The organism is Moraxella sp. CTOTU48268, assembly GCF_032069585.1.
GTDB lineage: Bacteria > Pseudomonadota > Gammaproteobacteria > Pseudomonadales > Moraxellaceae > Faucicola > Faucicola cinerea.
On the sequence record NZ_DAMALV010000007.1, the window covers coordinates 65,027 to 84,183 of the forward strand.

A 19,157-nucleotide genomic window follows, 5' to 3' on the forward strand; every position below is an offset into this window, starting at 1 on the left:
GAATTATGTATATTTTGGTAAAATTAAATTGAAATCAATCATAAAAATGCTATTATTAATAGGTAGTCTGACCTAGGGCTAGACCCTACAGTAGGACTCATCGGGTTCGGCGAAAGCTGAACCCTTTTCTTTTTAACGTATAACTATGCCTAACGGATGACTTTTACTTGCTTGTTTTAATAAAACTGGCATTAGTCTATCAAGATAATTTCTACCACCTTTCTTTTTAACATATTGATTAGTAAAAAATTTCTGCCCCAAGAAATAAGCATTAACATCGGCTAATTGAATAAAATAAGAATGTGCAGAATCACGATGAATTGCATCTTCTATAACCCATTGTGTGGGCATCATACGATAGCCTGAGCCCAAGTTAAAGCTATTTGGGACAGGATTATATCTTCTCATTCGTCGGGTTAAATTTCTTAATTTTATCTCATCAGTTTTATCAACAAATAACAAAGCTGAATCAGTTGCATTGTTTGAACCAATAAAATTGTGATGATAAAGTGTATTTTCGATACGCTGAATAAGCGTTTGCCAAGCAAGGCTAAAAATATCACTATTTAAAGATTTATTCTTTTTGTTTACCACCACGTTCACAATTTGATAATTAAGTAAACTTGCTTGAAAATCAATAACATCTCGTAACAGCCTGAGCCGTAAAGACTTAGGAATTCTCTGAAAATCACCAGGTTTGTGAATAAAATGAGAACAGTGAATTTCTTCTCGTAATTTAAAACCATAGCTTGCTCTCAGTTCTTTTCTAAAGCCAATCACTGAATTTAACGTGGTTTGCCAATGACTTTCATGAACTACGATAGCACTTAAACAAAAATAATTCGATGGACTATTTACCAAGCCAGTATCACCGCTTTCATCCACATACACAAGAAACATTGAATATCCTTATTTCACGCTCGCCCAATGGTATGCTGCCAAGCGTTTCATCAAGTCAGGATTTTTCACCATAATATTATCGCCCGTGCGACCTTGCTGACGGTTATAATAAATCACATTCAAACGCAGCAGCCAAAACGTCACGCCCGCCATCGCCAGCATAATCGGCAATGCATTTTTCTCATCATCGCTCAAAGCGCGTTTGCTCTCGTACCCTTGTAAAAACGCTTGCATCTTGGCGTCATCAAAATTCACCGCTTCACCATCGTTGGCGTTACCCCAAGTGGTGCAAAAATCATTAATGGTAATCGCCACATCCATCACAAAATGTTCAACACTGACTTCGGTAAAATCAAGCAAACCTGTGAGTGTTGGCTGGGTTTCATCACTAAAATCCCATAGCGTGTTATCGGCAAACATGTCCAGATGACATAAACCTGTTGGCAAATTTTTGCTCGCTACGGTTTCGTACGCTTGCCAAATATCATTCATCAGTTTGGCTTCATCGCTTGGCATAAACTTGGTTTCACGGTCACGCACCAGATGCCAAGGGTATAACTCAACGCCATAGTTTTGTGCAGGGGTCAAAGTTTGCAAGGTTTGGTGAAGAACAGCTAAAGCCTCGCCCATTTGGCGACACATATCAGGTGTGGTTGCTTTTGGGTGACCGCCTGAGAGTTTTGGTGACACCACAATGGCTTTGTTGTCAAAATACAGCAAAAACTCGCCGTTTTTGGCGGCTAGCGGTGCTGCTACGGGTAGCTGGTCTTTTAGGCGGTTTAGGATAATCGCCATTTTTTGAATTTCATGCGGTTTGCGTTCTTCAAACAAGGTAAATACATAAGACGGCTCGCCGGCTTTGTCCGTGGTTGTTTCAATAAACCAATTACTGTTTTTGATACCCTGTGTGATAGGTATGGCTTTGGCAAAATCCACGCCAAATTGTTGGCAAAAATCACTAAATTGTTGGTCAGTCAACTGGGTATATACAGACATAAGGCATCCTTGAAGCGCAGCACACCGATAAAACTGCGGTAATGGCAAAGTAAATTTGATAAACTTACGGCTATTATAGAAGGAAATCGAATATGTTAGCAAAACGAATTATCCCTTGCCTTGATGTTGACAATGGTCGGGTGGTCAAAGGTGTGCAATTTGTCGACATCAAAGACGCGGGCGACCCTGTTGAAGTGGCGCAGCGCTACAACGAACAAGGCGCGGATGAAATCACTTTTTTGGACATCACCGCTACCCATCATGGACGCGACACCACCTATCACACGGTTGAACGCATGGCAGAGACCGTATTTGTACCGCTGACCGTGGGCGGCGGGGTGCGTAAAGTCGATGACATTCGTCACTTGCTAAACGCCGGCGCGGATAAAGTATCGATTAATTCAGCGGCAATTTTTCACCCTGAATTTGTCGGTGAAGCGGCAGCGCGTTTTGGCAGTCAGTGTATCGTGGTAGCGATTGATGCCAAAAAAGTGGCTGACAATCAATGGGAAATCTTTACCCATGGGGGACGCAAAGCGACTGGCATTGATGCAGTGGCATGGGCGGTCAAAATGGCAGGTTTTGGGGCGGGTGAACTGCTTGTGACCTCGATGGATTCAGATGGTACCAAAAACGGCTATGATATCGCCTTGATGAAGCGTATTACAGATAGCGTGAATGTGCCAGTGATTGCCTCAGGTGGTGTCGGTAATTTGCAACACTTGGCAGATGGGGTGCTGCAAGGCGGTGTTGATGCGGTACTAGCGGCGAGTATTTTCCATTTTGGCGAATATACCGTGGGCGAAGCCAAGCAGTTTATGGCACAGCAAGGCATTGAAATGCGCCTGTAATGGCGAGCCTTGTGAGAACGATAGCCGTTGGTAATAACTAAAAGGGCACAGCAAAAAATAGCCCAAGCTAGCCAAAACTGCTATGATATTGGCATTTTCGATAATGACTAAATTGCCATGTTTCCACTAATTTTAACTCACCCGCAATGGGATCCTGTCGCTCTGCATTTGGGACCTATCCAAGCCCACTGGTACGGGCTGATGTATTTACTGGCTTTTGCTGCCGCTTATGCGTTGGCTTGGTATCGCACTAAATCACGCCCAGACTGGAATGCCGACATGGTCGCTGACCTAGTATTTTACGGGGCGATGGGCGTGATTCTAGGCGGTCGTATCGGCTATGTGCTGTTTTATCAATTAAGCGAATTTTTAGCCAATCCGATGTATCTGTTCAAAATCAACCAAGGCGGCATGTCGTTTCATGGGGGATTTTTGGGTGTCGCCATCGCAATGCTATTTTTTGCCCGCAAATATCAAAAGAATATTTGGAATGTGCTAGATTTTATTATTCCCTGCGTGCCAACCGGACTGCTGTTTGGTCGTATTGGCAATTTTATCAATGGCGAATTGTGGGGTCGCGTGTCTGACGGGGGTTACAACTGGCTGATGCTGTTCCCGCAAGCGGTCAATGAAGACAATGAACTACTCAAACAAAGCCCTGCCCTGCAAAGCCTTGCGCAAACCTTTATGATTGATGGCAACAATTATTTGTTACTCCCACGCCATCCGTCACAGCTGTATCAGGCTTTTACTGAAGGGGTGGTACTGTTTGTTTTGGTTTGGTGGTTTGCCAGTCGGCCGCGTCCGCGTATGGCGGTTAGTGGTTTGTTTGTGATGGGCTACGGTATTGCACGTTTTATTACCGAATTCTTCCGCCAACCTGATGCTGACCAAGGTTTTATTTTATTAGGGTGGATGACAAAAGGGCAAATCTTAAGCCTACCGATGATTATCGGTGGTTTGGTTTTATTGATTTGGGCGTATAAAAACCAAATTTACGATTGGGGCAGTCAAAAGAATGTGGACTAACAAAGAAAACTAACCAAGGAACTCATCACCCATGATTACGTCAAAGAACGAACAAGCCTATTTGGATTTACTTAAACTGGTGCTAGATAACGGCATACAAAAAGGCGACCGTACGGGCACGGGTACCATCAGCTATTTTGGCGCGCAGATGCGGTTTGATTTGAATGAGGGTTTTCCACTACTAACCACAAAAAAAATCCATACCAAAAGCGTGATTTATGAGCTGCTTTGGTTTTTAAAAGGCGATACCCATGTCCAATACTTGCAGGACAATGGGGTACGCATTTGGAATGAATGGGCAACCGCCGAGCAAACTGCCCGCTTTGGCAAGCCTGAAGGCGAACTTGGCGCGGTGTACGGACACCAGTGGCGCAACTTTGGTGCGAGCAAAAAAGCGGACGGCAGCTATCATTCAGACGGTTTTGACCAAATCAGTTGGGTGGTGAATGAAATCAAAAACAACCCAAACTCGCGCCGTTTGATTGTCTCTGGCTGGAATCCTTTGGAAGCCAACGAAGTGGCCTTGCCCCCTTGTCATACCCTGTTTCAGTTTTTTGTCGCCGATGGCAAATTATCTTGTCAGTTGTACCAACGCTCGGCGGATTTGTTTTTGGGTGTACCTTTTAACATTGCCAGCTATGCCTTGCTTACCCATATGATAGCCCATGTGACCGGGCTTGGTGTCGGTGAGTTTGTGTGGACGGGCGGTGATTGTCATATCTATAACAATCATCTACAGCAAGTGCATGAGCAGCTTAGTCGTGAGCCGTTTGCCCTACCCAAACTTTGGCTCAACCCTGACATTACTGACATTTTTGCCTTTGATTTTAACGATATAAAAATTGAAAATTATCAAAGCCATGCCACAATTAAGGCTGAGGTCTCTGTATAAGCTTGCAGCCTAATGCCAAAACTCACAACAATAAGGATAAATCATGAGTTATTCTAATGTGGAAGTCGCCCAAATCGTGGCGATGAGCCAAAATCGCGCCATTGGCAAAGACAATCAATTGCCTTGGCACATCTCTGAGGACTTGAAACATTTTAAAAAACATACCAATGGCGGTATCGTGATTATGGGTCGCAAGACCTTTGAATCTATGGGCGCAAAACCCTTGCCCAACCGTACCAATTTTGTGATTACCACCAACTTGGATTACCAAGTGGAGGATGATGCCGTCATTGTGATGCACAACCTAGATGACGCACTGACCCAAGCCTCATCGCTCGCCCATGGTAAAGGTTTGCAAACGATTTGGGTGATTGGTGGCGAAAAAGTCTTCCAACAAGCCCTACTGTTTAGTGATCGATTAGAAATCACCCAGGTCGATACCGTGATTGACAACGCAGCGGCGTTTTATCCAGAGATTACCAGTGATTTTGTCAAAACATCAGAAAGTGAAAAATTCACGGATGAGCAAAGTGGGTTAAGCTATCAGTTTGTTACTTACCAAAAAACTTAAGCTTGACAGTGACGACTTAGCGCACAAAAAAACCACGTTATCTAACGTGGTTTTTTTATGCAGCCAATGTATTATTTTGATTGTTCTTGAGACTTGACCGCTGAGGCAACAGGTGGTGCGATATTTGGGGTGTCACCTGTTTTGGCTTTAATCTCTGCTTTGGCTTCAGCCGTTGAGGCATTACGCGCTTCAATGGTCGATGTTTTTGCCGTAGCCGTTGGTGCAGAAGATGGCGTCATAGAGGCATTGTCTGGGCTGGCAACCGTGGTATTTGGACCTGTTGCGGTGTCTGCATTGGCAGTGGCGGTGGTGGTTTCACCCGCCGCAGGTGAGGTTGCCGCAGGCGTCGAACCTGCTGGTTTGGCAGCGGCAGCAGCAGATGCAGCGGCTTTGGCTTCCACTTCAGCATTGAGTTTTGCAACGTCAACGTGGTTACCAGCAGGGCGTACAATTGCTGAAATAAGGATTAATAAAACCACGCCTAGAAACGCTAAAACGCCAATTAAAGAGTAACTAAGTTCTTTTTTGACATTGTTTTCCACGACTTCATGATGAGCCATCGTAAACCTCACTGTAAATCATTGGGGCAAGAGTTGTTGAATCTAAATGAATTCAAATCTAATTTATAACTATTATACGGAACTTTGTAACCATTATATACTAAATTTTTGCAATTGGTGACAAAACCTTACTGCATTTAAGGTTTTTAACGTGTTTTACGAACCAGCCAACTAATCAGTAGCAAGAGCGCTGCCAGTGCCAAGATAGGATAACTACCCCAGCGCATAAATGGCGTATTACCAACGCGCGATTGAATCTCACCCCGTAACACCGTGCGCTCAAAGGCTGGCGCTTTGGCAACAATATTGCCTTTATCATTGATGATTGCGGTCACGCCTGTATTGGTCGCGCGCATAAACCAGCGACCGGTTTCAATCGAGCGCATTTGCACCATTTGTAGATGCTGTAATGGACCTGCCGATGTGCCAAACCAGGCATCATTGGATACGGTCAATAAAAAGTCGGTATTTTTGGCATTGCGGCGGGTGGTATCAGGATAGGCGACTTCATAACAAATCGCCACGCCGACTGGGTGGTTTTTGACTTGCAAGGGCGCTTGGTGCGCAGAACCACTGCGAAAACTCATGGTACCGCCCATCAAGTTTGGCAATGCCCAATCTAACATTCCTTCAAACGGGATATATTCGCCCACGGGTACCAAATTTTGTTTCTTGTATAAGCCTTTGGCATCGGCGCCCAAAGCAATCACACTGTTGTAAAATGGCTCGTACTTATCAACTTTTGGGTCGTATTCATTGACATCCACATACGGAATACCGGTGAGCCATGCGGTATTGCTTTCGCGGGCTTGGGCAGCAATTTGACTGATAAAGGGCATGGCGTCGGTTTGAAACATCGGAATCGACGACTCTGGCCATAAGATAATGTCCTGCCCCCATTCCGTTTTACTTAAACCTGCATAGATACCCAGCGTTTGGATTTGGTATTCTTGCAGCCATTTTAAGTCCTGCGGAATATTGCCTTGTACTAATGAAACTTTCAGATTCGGTGTGCCTTTGGGGGTCGTCCATTGCGGGGCAATAAGCCACAGCGCCACGCTTGCCAGTAACATCACAGATGAGGGAATTAAAAAACGGTATTTTTTTCGCGCCGCTTCCACCAGACTTGCTGAGACAAACACCGATACAAAGCTCAGCGCCAACACCCCAAAAATTGGGGCAAGGCTCGTCAGCCAAGGTTGCGCTGTATAAGCATAGCCCACGAATAGCCAAGGAAACCCTGTAAATAGCCAGGTCTTTAACCACTCTTGTACCACCCATAATGACGCAAAGCTTAGCGGCTGTTTTGCCACAAAGCGATTAAAAATCACCGCCAAGGCACCATGAAACAATCCCATTCCTAAGCCCACAAAACCAATCATCAGTAAGGCTAACAAGGTAGGGGTATTACCATAGGTATGAATGGAGGTAAACAACCAAAACGCGCCCACGCTCCACAATCCCATGCCATACATTTCACCGAGCCAAAACGCCCGCCAATTTGACATTGCAGGCAATAACAGCCAATACAGCACCAGTGGCGATAACAGTGCTACTATCCAAAAATCGTAAGGCGCTAACGCAAAGATAAATGCCGCACCCGCAAGCCAAGCCAGCACCAGTTTGGGTAACAGCGGCTGTTTGGTATTTGCAGATTTGGCACTATCGTGATGAGATTGTACAGAAAGTTGCTTTTTTAGGGACTGGGTAGTAAGACGCATTGGCGGGTATTGCCTTTAGGGTTAAACGGTTTTGCAAACATAAGTAATTGGACTAATCGTCGAGCTGATTATACCTTTTAACCAGTTCAATTTCTTGGATAAATCGACCATCTGCTGACAATACCGTCAAACGACAATCGTCAATAAAGACGGTTTGACCCAATACCTCATTGACTTCGCCAAGCTCTTGCATGACCAGTCCACCCATACTAGTGACATCCTCACTATCAAAATGGGTACCTAGCTGTTCATTACAGTCTGAGACTGAGGTGATGGATTGCACAATCCATGTGTCAAGCTGGTTGGGCACAGGCACTATATGATTGATATCGGTATCTTCTTCGATGTCGTCATGCTCATCGATGATATCACCGACAATTTCCTCGAGTAAGTCTTCCATCGTCACCACGCCTGATGCCACCCCAAACTCATCGATGACGATTGCCATATGAATTTGATTTTTTTGAAATAGACGCAGCAGGTTGTCAGAACGCGCAGTTTCACTGATATAAATTGGCTGACGTACAATTGCCTCAAGATTGAAATGGTCAATGTTTTGACCTTGCGCCTTGGCGACCAAAAACGGAATCAAATCTTTGGCAAGTAAGATACCCATCACTGTGTCTTTGTTGTCATCGATAAATACAGGATAACGCGAGTGGGCGGTTTCCATATAGAGCGACATGATATCTTGCAAGTTTTGGTGCTGGGTGATGCCCGCAACGTGGCTGACAGGGGTCATAATTTCTCGCACTTGAATAGCGGGTAAATCTAGCACGCCCTCTAACATATCGACGGTGTCGGGCGCCAAAAATCGACGCGAATCATGTACCAATTTGACTAGTTCATCACGGGTTTCAGGGGCGGTGGATAGCCAGCGTTTTAGACCGCGTGACCAGCTACTGCCTTGCTGTTTGTTTGACAGGTGTGAACTCGAATTGTCGTCTGACATAGCCGACGAGACCCTCATATGGCGAAAGATTTTTTTACCTTACCTTAACCCCATGATGATTGCAATGGTATTTTTCTTAATTTTATTGTATTTATTGGCTGATTTTACTCACCCATCAGCTTGCTCGGTGCTAGTAAAGCCTTGAATAAACAAGCACTATTGGCGAATCCAATGAATTATCCTTTCTTCTTGCTCAAGTTCAGAGACCTCTGTTTCAGACTGACAGCGTCCCGCCACGCTGATATTTTTTTGGCGCATCATGGTTTGTGTCACGGCGGCATCCTGAGTAAGTAATAAATGCCAGCTTGGCAGTTGTTGCCCGTAGTACAAGCGCTTGTAGGCACAGCTTGCCGGTAGCCAATACATCTCGCCAATGTTATCGATGGTTAGGCTGATGCAGTCGGGCACATAGTCGCGCCTTGTTGGATAATGCTGGCAAGCCCCTGTGGCACAATCAAGCAGTCGACAGGCGACATCAATGTATTCAACCTCATCGCTGTCATCGTCTTTAAATTTAATCAAACAACACGCCCCACAGCCATCGCATAAGGCTTCCCATTCAGCTTGGGTCAATTGTTCTAACGAAAATCGCTCCCAAAATTGCGGGCGTAAGGTAACAGATTGGCTCATTATGTTTTCAACTTTTGGCTTGGATAAAACAGTGACAGTATTATAACGGAAAATGCGATGATTTCAGTATACAGTAGTGCCTGTATTAACCGTTGCACTGACTTGTCACGCTCTCATTAGCGTATGAATCCAGCGTTTTTATAACGCCAGTGTCTTATAACAATAGCAACCAATCATATCATTTACCATAACATAAGGATTTATGATGCCAATTCAAATTTTACAACTCGAATCTACCACCACCGATGGCGTGGAGCTTAAAAGCTATGTCTGTCTACCAGAATCAGCGAGCCACGACAACCCTGCCCCAGCGATTTTGGTGGCGCCTGAATGGTGGGGCGTGGTTGAGCACCCACAAAAAGTCACTGAGCGTTTAGCCGAAGCGGGTTTTGCTGCCGTCGCCATGGATGTGTATGGCGAAGGTAAACTGACCACAGATGCCGCCCAAGCCAATGAATGGATGAGCCAAATGCTCGCTGACCAAGACATGTTGATGGCGCGCTGTAAACTCATTATGGATGACTTTACTGACCTTGAAGCTGTTGACACAAACCGTCTGGGCGCGATTGGTTTTTGCTTTGGCGGTAAAATTGCTCTAGACATGGCGCGTGAAGGCTTCCCACTCAAAGCAGTGGCGACTTTCCACGGCAACCCTACCCCAAAACAACCGGCACAAAAAGGCAAATTCACCGCCAAAGTGTTGGTGGCACATGGTGAAGCCGATAGCATGGTGTCGATGGATGCCATTGAAGGGCTAAAAAAAGAGCTGGATAACGCCGATGTTGAATACACAGTCGATGTGTACGAAGGGGCGAAACACGGCTTTACCAATCCTAATGCTGACAAACGCGCCGAAGAAAATGGCGTGGATTTGGGCTATGACGCAGATGCGGCAAAAGCCAGCTGGGATGAAATGATTGCGTTTATGCAAGACAATCTTGTATAACATACAGCCGCTGCATCGTTAGCCCCAAAAGCAATATCCCTCATGATATTGCTTTTTTTATGCCTATGTCCCAGTTTTAGTCAAGATTTTTAGCCATCTTATCAGTCAGTATTGAATCCCAACTAGAAAGTCTTATATAGCTATCACGATAGTAACCCGATGGTAAATTTTGAACGCACATCCGAATACAAACCCCTCAGCGATGCCAAGTCCTAATCAGCACTTAAGCCACAATCATACCGAAGCGCATACCGAAACGGAGCTTGATAGTTTTGCACCGCGTATTTTGACATGGTTTGACCATAGCGGGCGTCATGATTTGCCGTGGCAGCAGCATCAGCTTGACACGCCAGACCCCTATCCGGTGTGGTTATCTGAGGTTATGCTACAGCAGACCCAAGTAGCGACGGTCATTCCTTATTTTGAGCGATTTATGACAAGTTTTCCCACGGTGCAGGATTTGGCAAACGCATCTTGGGAGCAAGTCGCTGAGCACTGGGCAGGACTGGGGTACTATGCGCGTGCGCGCAACCTGCATAAAGGTGCCAAGCAGCTGGTGGATATCATCGAGCAAACTGGTAAATTTCCGCAAACGGTTGCCCACTGGCAGCAGATTTCAGGCGTGGGTCAATCTACGGCAGGCGCGATTGTGGCGATGGGTGTCAGAGCTGACCAATATGGCGGTGACAGAGGAGTGATTTGCGATGGTAATGTCAAACGTGTGCTGACCCGTTGGGCTGGTATTGACGGCGATATCACCAAAACTGCCACAACCAAAGCGCTTTGGCAACTTGCCGAGCGTCTAACACCGAACCGTGATAGCGGGCACTATGCCCAAGCGATGATGGATATGGGGGCGACGCTATGCACCAAAGCCAAACCTGCCTGCCTACTGTGTCCGGTGCAAGCCGACTGTGTAGCAAATGCCCAAGGCAAGCAAAGTTTTTATCCGGTAAAAAGTAAAAAATCCCCCAATCCATCTAAGTTTTCGCTAGCGTTAAAGCTGGTTTGCGATGACAAAACCTTGTGGCTACAACGTCCTGACACTGGGATTTGGGGTGGGCTGTGGTGTTTACCATTGGCCTTTGTCAAAAAACAATCGGGGGCAAAAAACACAGGCGCGCCGCTACTGGCAACCTGGCAGCAAGAGTCAACATTTGAAGCAGAATATAATATCGCTGAGCAGATTATCTTTGATTTCTTACAAGCCGAGCAGCTGCTAAATATCGAGCAGGTTAACTTAGATAGCCCTGATACTGTTAAACATAGCCTCACCCATTTTCATTGGTTTTTGACCTCAATCACCATAACGCTGACAATAGAGCAGGGTATACGGCTGACTCAAACACTGCAACAAGCGCTGCAAACGCTGTCATGGGTAGATGATTCAGCGCAAAACAGCTTAGCCAAACCAAAAGCCATGCAGCTATTGACAAGGGGTTAATGCTTGTAGAATCGTCGCAGGCATTAAATCAGGGATGATGGTTATATTAAGATTGGCCTGCTGTAATAACATTTGCTCTGCAATACGCGATTGCAATACCAAATAATAACAACTGGCAACCATTTCATTGTCTGCTGTTAGTTGTTGCCAGTTTTGCCAGGCGGTCAAACTTGAGATAAGTACAACGATGGGTTGGTTGTGGCTCTGCGTTTGCTGCCAAACCGCAAATGCTTGGGTAGTTGCGCTTGGTAGAACCCGTTGGTAAAAGTTTAGCAAATGTACTTGCACACCTTTTGCCGCCAATGTATCTGCCAATAATTCTCGTCCGCCGATGCCGCGCCATACCTGCAAACAATCGCCTGTGCCAAGCGCTTGGATTACCGGCAAATTTAATAGCCCTTCATTGTTTTGCGCGTGTTTTTCATGGGGAAAGATAACCGTAGGCGCTGGCAACTCTGAGAGCTGCTGCCAGGTCTGGTTAAAGTAATTCGCGGTTTTGTCACCCACCGCCACCCATACAATCTTTTTGGACATTTCAGTTAGCTTAACCAAGGTGGTAAGCCTCGCTAAGCCATACTTTACTGCCGCTTCGCTGACTAGCACCACCACTTGATAACGGTCAATCGATTGCAAAACTGCCCGCTCTGCCACTGTCAACGGCTTTTCTACCAATGCCAACAGCGGCAGGTCAATCACTTTAACGCCATGCTGGCGCAAAAATAGACTTAGTGCCTTGGCTCGCTGATCGGGTCTGGTATTGATAAATTGCATGGGTAGGAGGATCTCAATATCAGCCGTCTTGATAAATCTGCGCCAAGATTTTGTCCGCACCTTGTGCAATGAGCGCTTCAGCCACCACCACGCCCACGGCTTCGGCAATTTGCTCAGACTCCCGTACGTCATCAACTAACGCGTTATGATGCTCGGCTTTTAACAAGGTTTTACCATCTACACTGCCGACCCGACCTTGTAAATGAATTTGTCCATCTTGAATGGTAGCAAAGCCTGCAATCGGCACTTGGCAACCACCCTGCAAATGACGATTCATGGCGCGTTCTGCCATCACGCATAGACGGCTTGGCTCGTCATTGAGCGGTTTTAATAGTGCCAGCACATCGGCATCATCACTTCGGCATTCAATGGCAAGCGCACCTTGTCCGACTGCTGGCAGGCTGATATGCGTATCGAGTTCATGGCGAATACGATCGGTAAGCCCCAAACGCGTCAAGCCACTGGTTGCCAAAATAATGGCATCATACTCACCTGCATCTAGCTTGGATAAGCGTGTGCCTACATTGCCGCGTAAGCTGATAATTTCTAAGTCAGGACGATATTGCTGAATTTGGCATTGACGGCGTAAACTTGATGTACCAAGTTTAGCCCCTTGTGGCAACGCATCTAGACTCGCATAGTGATTTGATATGAAGGCATCGGTTGGCTGCTCACGCTCACAATATGCGCCAAGCGTCAGACCTTCAGGGAGCACCATGGGTACGTCTTTGAGCGAATGCACGGCGATATCGGCACGTTTTTCATATAAGGCTTGCTCAAGCTCTTTGACAAATAAGCCTTTGCCGCCGATTTTGGCCAGCGGGGTATCTAGGATTTTGTCGCCTTGGGTGACCATCGGTACTAGATTGACGGTCAGGCTTGGGTACAGCGCTTGCAAACGCGCTTGGATGTGTTCGGCTTGCCACAATGCAAGCGGGCTTTGGCGAGTGGCGATATTTAAAGTCGTTAACGTAGTCATAGCAGTGTCTTTTTTAGCATTCGATAAAAATGCCTAACTCTCTAAGCTAGGCATTTGTCAGATGGGTATCTGTCAGTGATTCAGCGAGTTAGGCAACAGTATAGCAAAATGTCAGGCTAATTACTCTTACGACTCATTGAAGTAGACGCAAACATACGAAAGCCTACGCTACATTGATTGGATTTTATCCCGTAGTAATGGCAAATGACGGCGGCTGATGGCAAGTTTGTCGGGCAAGCCTTTGAAACACACTTGGTACTGGCCTTGGTCAATCGCTTCAAGCATTTCTAGGTAGTTAAGATTGATTAATGCATTGCGATGGATACGAAAGAACGCATCCCCAAATTCTTGTTCAAGCTCTTTGAGGGTTTCATCAATTAAAACCGTGCCACCTTTATGACGGATTTGCACGTATTTTTGGTCAGCCGTAAAGTAATAAATATCTTGCAGCGCAATCAGCTCCACACCACGATGGGTACGCGCCGCAATATGCTGACGATTGGACTGTGCTAGCGGATCTTCCAATCGACTGATTTCATTGATCTGTGCATTACTAAGCGTGGACGCTCTCGCTAGCGCCTGTAACACTTCTTCTTTGTTGGCAGGCTTTAACAAATAGCCAACCGCGTGTGCTTTGAATGCGGCAATCGCGTAATGGTCATACGCGGTCACAAAAATAATGGCGGGCGCATTATTAAGCTCATTGAGCTCTTGTGCGCAGCGGATGCCATCCATTCCTGGCATCCGAATGTCTAACAAAATTACATCGGGTGCGAGTTCTTTGACTTTTGCAATGGCCTCCATACAGGTGGCTGCCAGGGCAATTACTTCATGTCCCTCTTCTCTTACGATACGTGCCAACCTCTCTCGGGCTAGTGGCTCATCGTCACAGATCACAATTCTCACTGTTTACTCCTTTGCTCCTTTGAGGTCAAAAACACATGCCTTTAACCCTACAAATCTTACGTACTTCAAAATCTTATGCCAAATCCAACACAACCTCTTTGTGAGCAATCAAACCCTTATAAAATAGCGCTTAACTGATTAGATAAACTAATAAACGCATTTTATTAAGTAGATGCTAATATATCATAGTTTGTTAAATAAAATGTAAAATGCCGCATTAGATTGGTGACTTTTTTATGCCAATTCCGACTAACAAAATAAATGGGCTAAAAAGCTGCGACATCCTTAAGGGGATAGCGAATTTGAGTGATTAGCAATTGACCAGATAATTCAAAGTGAATACTGGCTTCATGACCAAAATACTGACGCAAAATTGCCACTTGGCTATTAAACTGCAGTTTTTGGCGAATATCTTGACAAATCAGCTGATACGTCGTTGCCGGTAGCTCAATTTCGATATCAATTTTGGCAACATCGTTTTGCCAATCGATACTAATAATAATGTGAATGGGGTCGGTGCTGTTTTCAACAATCAGTACGATCAGTTTTTCAATCACTATTTGTAGCGATAACGAGGTAATCACCATGTCATAGAGCAAATCTTCATCGGGCAAATGCCAGGTTACCTTCAGCTTTTTATCAAAACGGTATTTTTCGATGCTCAAATAGCTTTCGCATAGCTCCATCTCATCAAGTAGCGCAATCTCACGCGTTTCATCAAAGCTCACCCGATACAGATTTGAGATATGACAAATCATTCTCTCTGCTTCATACGCATCGGTTTCTATCAGATATTGCATAGTATTGAGTAGATTAAAGAAAAAATGCGGGGTGATACGCGCTTTTAACTGCTCGTTTTGCTCGATGAGTTTCTGTTGGTTACGCAGTTCAGCGCGGCGAATATTTTGGTACTGTATCTCAAAAAAGGTGAGCAGCACCGCTATCATCAAAAAGGCACATAAAGTATTCACCAGGGTTTCTAGTATCAGCGTATTTAAACTGACTTCATAGCCCAGTGTGAAAAATAACAGCAACCGTCCTAGCAAACTCAGTACCGGCACGATAATAAACGAAGTCGATAGCAGATAGCCGGTGATTTGTTTTGAGCGCCAATTAAATTCTCTGAATTTTTTGGCAGAATTCGCCAAAAAAACCATTTCACCCGTCACAACTAAGCTAGTAATCACCACTGTTTCAATGCTATGACGGATAATCAAACTGATATCATGGGTAAAAGTTAACAGCGTTACAATCGAAACCAGTGAATAAAACGCGATATAGCTTGCCCACAGTTTGATGGTCTGTTTTTCGCTCAGATTGGGCAGGAAAAATGTGCTGGTGAGCGGCTCTTTAATCCGCTTGAGTGAAATTTGTGAGGCATCCTCAGTTTTTGCTATACTAGCCCTAGATTTTGCAGAGGGAAATAACAGCTCCAGCAATCTCATTGTTTTTATTCCTTTCACACTTATACAAAAAATGGACGTATTATGAGCAATCACATTTCCGCTGATTCTAGCACATCTAGTATGTGGGGTGGACGTTTTAGCGAAGCCACTGACAGTTTTGTCGCTGAATTTACCGCGTCTGTCGGATTTGACCAACGTTTTGCCAATCAAGACATCGCAGGCTCGATTGCTCATGCCACCATGCTTGCTAAAGCGGGGATTATTACCGAGGCGGACAAAGACCAAATCGTTGGCGGTTTGACCCAAATCAAACAAGAAATCGCCGATGGTAAATTTGTGTGGTCGGTGGCGCTTGAAGACGTGCACATGAATGTGGAATCTCGTCTGACCGCTATTATTGGCGATGTCGGCAAAAAACTGCATACAGGGCGTAGTCGTAATGACCAAGTCGCGACCGATATCCGTTTATATCTGCGTGACCAAACCGATATTATTTTAGGATTACTAAAACGTCTACAAACGGGCTTACTGGATTTGGCAAGCGAGCATACCGACACTATCATGCCAGGCTTTACCCATCTGCAGACCGCGCAGCCTGTTAGCTTTGGTCATCATGTGATGGCATGGTTTGAGATGCTAATGCGTGATAGCGAGCGCTTGATTGATGGTCGAAAACGTATCAACCAAATGCCCCTAGGCGCCGCAGCGCTGGCAGGTACGACTTATCCGATTGAGCGGGAATTTACCGCACAGCTATTAGGCTTTGAAGGGATTTGCCAAAACTCACTAGATGCCGTATCCGACCGTGATTTCGCCATTGAATTTGCCAGTAGCGCAAGCCTGTTAATGATGCACTTGTCACGTATGAGTGAAGAAATCATCTTATGGATGTCAGCGCAATTTGGGTTTGTGGTCGTCCCGGATCGTTTTTGCACAGGCTCATCGATTATGCCACAAAAGAAAAACCCCGATGTGCCAGAGCTGGTACGGGGTAAAGCTGCCCGCGTGTTTGGTGATATGATTACCCTATTGACCTTGATGAAAAACCAACCGCTGGCTTACAACAAAGACAACCAAGAAGATAAAGAGCCGCTATTTGACGTGGTAGATACTGTAACCGGCTCCCTACTTGCCTTTGCTGATATGCTACCAAACTTGATTCCAAACAAAGAAAATATGCGTGCCGCGACCATGAAAGGTTATGCGACCGCCACCGATTTGGCGGATTATCTAGTGCGTAAAGGCTTAGCCTTCCGCGACGCGCATGAAGTAGTGGGTAAAGCAGTAGCGTTAGGTGTGCAAAAAGGCGTAGATTTGAGTGAATTATCGCTCGATGAGCTTCAAGGCTTTAGTGATTTGATTGGTGAGGACGTGTTTGAATATCTGACCCTTGAAGGTTCGCTCAATGCCCGTAACCACATTGGCGGTACAGCGCCCAATCAAGTCAAAATGGCAATTGAGCGTGGTCGTGAGCGTATCGAACAATTAGGTCATTAATATGCCAAAACTGTTCTCGTATGGCACATTACAACAAGAAAATGTACAGCTTGCTACCTTTGGGCGTACACTGGTGGGTAGTAAAGACCAACTCATTGGCTACCAGTTGGGTGAAATTGAAATCACCGATGACGATGTGCTCGCCACAAGTGGCAAACGTTTTCATCCGATACTACTTAAAACCAATAACCCAACCGACAAAGTGGCAGGTGTGATTTTTGACATTACCGATGATGAGCTTGCCCAAGCCGACCGCTACGAAGTCGATGCCTACGCACGAGTGGAAGGTCACTTTGACAGTGGCGCTACCGCGTGGATTTACGCCGATGCAAGCGACACAGACTAGCAACTATTAACAGGATAACAAATGGAAACTTATAACCCCGCTGACCACATGGTCATGTGCCGTAAATACAAACAAAAGCTACCCAAAATGGCAAAACCGCCGTTTCCTAACAAGCTGGGCGAAGAATTGCAAAACACCGTGTCTGCCAAAGCGTGGAACGAATGGCTAGAGCACCAAACCATGCTTATCAATGAAAATCACTTAAGTATGATTGACCCAGAAGCCAAAAAATTTATTACCGAGCAGCGCAATAAATTTTTGGATAATGAAGACTACGAACGCCCCAAAGGCTGGACAGCGCAAAAATAACCTTTAGCATGTATTCAACAAGTCTTTGACAAGGATTTTCAATGTCTCAATCGATTGAAACTATTGACCAAAAAACACGGTTAAAATCTATTTTAGGCGGTTCAGCGGGTAACATGGTCGAATGGTACGACTGGTACGCGTATGCAGCTTTTACCTTATATTTTGCGCCTGTATTTTTCCCAAAAGGCAACCAAACGGCTCAATTACTGAGTGCCGCAGCGATTTTTGCGGTGGGTTTTGTCATGCGACCGATCGGTGCATGGATAATGGGCGTTTATGCGGATAAGAAAGGTCGTAAAGCAGGTCTTACGCTATCAGTAACATTAATGTGCTTAGGCTCACTGATGATTGCGGTTACCCCAAGTTATGACAGTATTGGGATTTTTGCCCCAATACTGTTGGTGACTGCTCGTTTAATTCAAGGTATCAGCGTAGGCGGCGAATATGGGGCAAGTGCCACTTACCTCAGCGAGATGGCGGGTAAAGATAGACGCGGATTTTTTTCCAGTTTTCAATATGTTACGCTAATTTCTGGGCAGTTAATTGCGCTGGTGCTTCTGATTATTCTACAGCAAGTTTTAACCCCTGCTGAGCTCAAAGCTTGGGGCTGGCGTATTCCGTTTGTCATTGGAGCTTTGTTGGCGTTTTTTGTATTTTATATTCGCCGTGGCTTGCTTGAGACGGAATCCTTTAATAAAGTTGATACCAGTAGTTCGCAAAAAAAATCCGGCGCATTGGCTTTATTTAAAGAACACCCGAAAGCGGCATTTACTGTCATTGGATTGACGGCAGGCGGTACGTTGGCATTTTATACTTACACCACTTATTTGCAAAAATTCTTGGTCAATACGTCAGGCTTTAGTAAAGAGTCAGCCACACAAATCACCGCTATTGCGTTATTTATTTTTATGCTCTTACAACCTGTGGCTGGGGCATTATCCGATAGAATCGGGCGTAAACCGCTGATGATGGGATTTGGTGTGATGGGGGTGTTATTTACTTACTTTATTTTTAACACCTTGGCAGGCACGACAGACCCGTGGATGGCGTTTGCGTTATGTTTGTTTGGTCTGATAATCGTCACAGGTTATACGTCAATTAATGCCGTAGTCAAAGCTGAAATGTTCCCTGCGCATATTCGTGCGTTGGGCGTGGCGTTACCCTATGCCATTGCTAATACTTTGTTTGGCGGTACAGCCGAGTATGTGGCACTATCCTTCAAGCAAGCAGGTCATGAAGAATGGTTTTTCTTGTATGTGACGATTATGATTGGGATTTCATTGATTGTTTATACTCGTATGAAAGATACCAAAGAGCATAGCTTAATTAATCATGACTAGCCCACTCATAAAAGGCTAAAGTTAGCCAACAAAAAACCCCAAATAGATTTATTTGGGGTTTTTGCTTTTTTGGTGTTGATTAAACCATGACAATCAAAGTTTAACCCATTT

Annotated in this window: 20 protein-coding genes; 10 read left to right on the forward strand and 10 right to left on the reverse strand. The window is 45.2% G+C overall.

The window, feature by feature from the left end:
• Nucleotides 1-132: 132 nt before the first annotated feature.
• Nucleotides 133-900, reverse strand: coding sequence for a DUF3800 domain-containing protein (locus tag RT143_RS04080; RefSeq protein WP_062333511.1), 768 nt, complete (start codon nt 898-900; stop codon nt 133-135).
• 9 nt (nt 901-909) lie between these two features.
• Nucleotides 910-1,896, reverse strand: coding sequence for a homoserine kinase (locus tag RT143_RS04085; protein ID WP_313091366.1), 987 nt, complete (start codon nt 1,894-1,896; stop codon nt 910-912).
• 92 nt (nt 1,897-1,988) lie between these two features.
• Between RT143_RS04085 and hisF the strand changes: the two genes are divergently transcribed.
• The 4 genes from hisF to RT143_RS04105 all read left to right on the forward strand — a co-directional run bounded on the left by hisF (nt 1,989) and on the right by RT143_RS04105 (nt 5,239).
• The gene (hisF, locus tag RT143_RS04090) at nt 1,989-2,747 is read left to right on the forward strand and encodes an imidazole glycerol phosphate synthase subunit HisF (protein ID WP_313091368.1); all 759 of its coding nucleotides are present in this window, start codon (nt 1,989-1,991) and stop codon (nt 2,745-2,747) included.
• A 129-nt stretch (nt 2,748-2,876) separates the two neighbouring features.
• Nucleotides 2,877-3,776 (forward strand): prolipoprotein diacylglyceryl transferase, encoded by a 900-nt coding sequence (gene lgt / locus RT143_RS04095; protein WP_313091442.1) that lies wholly within the window; start codon nt 2,877-2,879, stop codon nt 3,774-3,776.
• Between the two features lie 31 nt (nt 3,777-3,807).
• Nucleotides 3,808-4,668 (forward strand): thymidylate synthase, encoded by an 861-nt coding sequence (locus RT143_RS04100; protein WP_144918432.1) that lies wholly within the window; start codon nt 3,808-3,810, stop codon nt 4,666-4,668.
• A 43-nt stretch (nt 4,669-4,711) separates the two neighbouring features.
• Entirely contained in the window at nt 4,712-5,239 is a 528-nt protein-coding gene (locus RT143_RS04105; protein WP_313091370.1) for a dihydrofolate reductase, read from the forward strand.
• Between the two features lie 71 nt (nt 5,240-5,310).
• On the opposite strand, the gene RT143_RS04110 is transcribed toward RT143_RS04105, so the two are convergent.
• From RT143_RS04110 to RT143_RS04125, 4 genes are all read right to left on the reverse strand, one after another.
• Nucleotides 5,311-5,799 carry a hypothetical protein gene (locus RT143_RS04110; RefSeq protein ID WP_007115149.1) on the reverse strand — a complete coding sequence of 163 codons (489 nt, stop codon included), beginning with the start codon at nt 5,797-5,799 and terminating at the stop codon, nt 5,311-5,313.
• 146 nt (nt 5,800-5,945) lie between these two features.
• Complete coding sequence (gene lnt, locus RT143_RS04115; protein ID WP_313091372.1) at nt 5,946-7,520, reverse strand: apolipoprotein N-acyltransferase; 1,575 nt, start codon at nt 7,518-7,520, stop codon at nt 5,946-5,948.
• Between the two features lie 52 nt (nt 7,521-7,572).
• Nucleotides 7,573-8,472 carry a CBS domain-containing protein gene (locus RT143_RS04120; RefSeq protein WP_313091375.1) on the reverse strand — a complete coding sequence of 300 codons (900 nt, stop codon included), beginning with the start codon at nt 8,470-8,472 and terminating at the stop codon, nt 7,573-7,575.
• A 156-nt stretch (nt 8,473-8,628) separates the two neighbouring features.
• On the reverse strand, nt 8,629-9,102 hold the full coding sequence (locus RT143_RS04125) for a YcgN family cysteine cluster protein (protein WP_313091376.1): 474 nt from the start codon (nt 9,100-9,102) through the stop codon (nt 8,629-8,631).
• Nucleotides 9,103-9,307: 205 nt separating this feature from the next.
• On the opposite strand from RT143_RS04125, the gene RT143_RS04130 reads away from it, so the two are divergent.
• Both RT143_RS04130 and mutY read left to right on the forward strand, forming a co-directional pair.
• Nucleotides 9,308-10,048, forward strand: coding sequence for a dienelactone hydrolase family protein (locus tag RT143_RS04130; protein WP_007115153.1), 741 nt, complete (start codon nt 9,308-9,310; stop codon nt 10,046-10,048).
• A gap of 169 nt (nt 10,049-10,217) precedes the next feature.
• Complete coding sequence (gene mutY, locus RT143_RS04135; RefSeq protein ID WP_313091379.1) at nt 10,218-11,492, forward strand: A/G-specific adenine glycosylase; 1,275 nt, start codon at nt 10,218-10,220, stop codon at nt 11,490-11,492.
• Here mutY and RT143_RS04140 read toward each other — a convergent pair.
• The 4 genes from RT143_RS04140 to RT143_RS04155 form a co-directional block, all read right to left on the reverse strand.
• Entirely contained in the window at nt 11,475-12,263 is a 789-nt protein-coding gene (locus RT143_RS04140; RefSeq protein ID WP_313091381.1) for a uroporphyrinogen-III synthase, read from the reverse strand. The genes mutY and RT143_RS04140 overlap by 18 nt on opposite strands.
• Nucleotides 12,264-12,282: 19 nt before the next feature.
• On the reverse strand, nt 12,283-13,242 hold the full coding sequence (hemC, locus tag RT143_RS04145; RefSeq protein WP_313091383.1) for a hydroxymethylbilane synthase: 960 nt from the start codon (nt 13,240-13,242) through the stop codon (nt 12,283-12,285).
• A gap of 168 nt (nt 13,243-13,410) precedes the next feature.
• A complete protein-coding gene (locus tag RT143_RS04150; protein ID WP_313091386.1) occupies nt 13,411-14,148 on the reverse strand; it encodes a LytR/AlgR family response regulator transcription factor in 738 nt (245 codons plus the stop codon).
• Between the two features lie 266 nt (nt 14,149-14,414).
• Complete coding sequence (locus RT143_RS04155) at nt 14,415-15,593, reverse strand: histidine kinase (protein WP_313091389.1); 1,179 nt, start codon at nt 15,591-15,593, stop codon at nt 14,415-14,417.
• An 81-nt stretch (nt 15,594-15,674) separates the two neighbouring features.
• Here RT143_RS04155 and argH point away from each other — a divergent pair, with 81 nt between their 5' ends.
• The 4 genes from argH to RT143_RS04175 are packed head-to-tail and all read left to right on the forward strand — an operon-like array spanning nt 15,675 to nt 19,046.
• Nucleotides 15,675-17,051, forward strand: a complete 1,377-nt coding sequence (gene argH, locus RT143_RS04160) for an argininosuccinate lyase (RefSeq protein WP_313091443.1) — start codon at nt 15,675-15,677, stop codon at nt 17,049-17,051.
• A 1-nt stretch (nt 17,052) separates the two neighbouring features.
• The gene (locus RT143_RS04165; protein WP_313091390.1) at nt 17,053-17,397 is read left to right on the forward strand and encodes a gamma-glutamylcyclotransferase family protein; all 345 of its coding nucleotides are present in this window, start codon (nt 17,053-17,055) and stop codon (nt 17,395-17,397) included.
• Nucleotides 17,398-17,418: 21 nt separating this feature from the next.
• Nucleotides 17,419-17,706: an oxidative damage protection protein gene (locus RT143_RS04170; protein WP_100274196.1), complete on the forward strand. Its 288-nt coding sequence runs from the start codon at nt 17,419-17,421 to the stop codon at nt 17,704-17,706.
• Between the two features lie 41 nt (nt 17,707-17,747).
• On the forward strand, nt 17,748-19,046 hold the full coding sequence (locus RT143_RS04175; RefSeq protein ID WP_313091392.1) for an MFS transporter: 1,299 nt from the start codon (nt 17,748-17,750) through the stop codon (nt 19,044-19,046).
• The last annotated feature ends 111 nt before the right edge of the window (nt 19,047-19,157 follow it).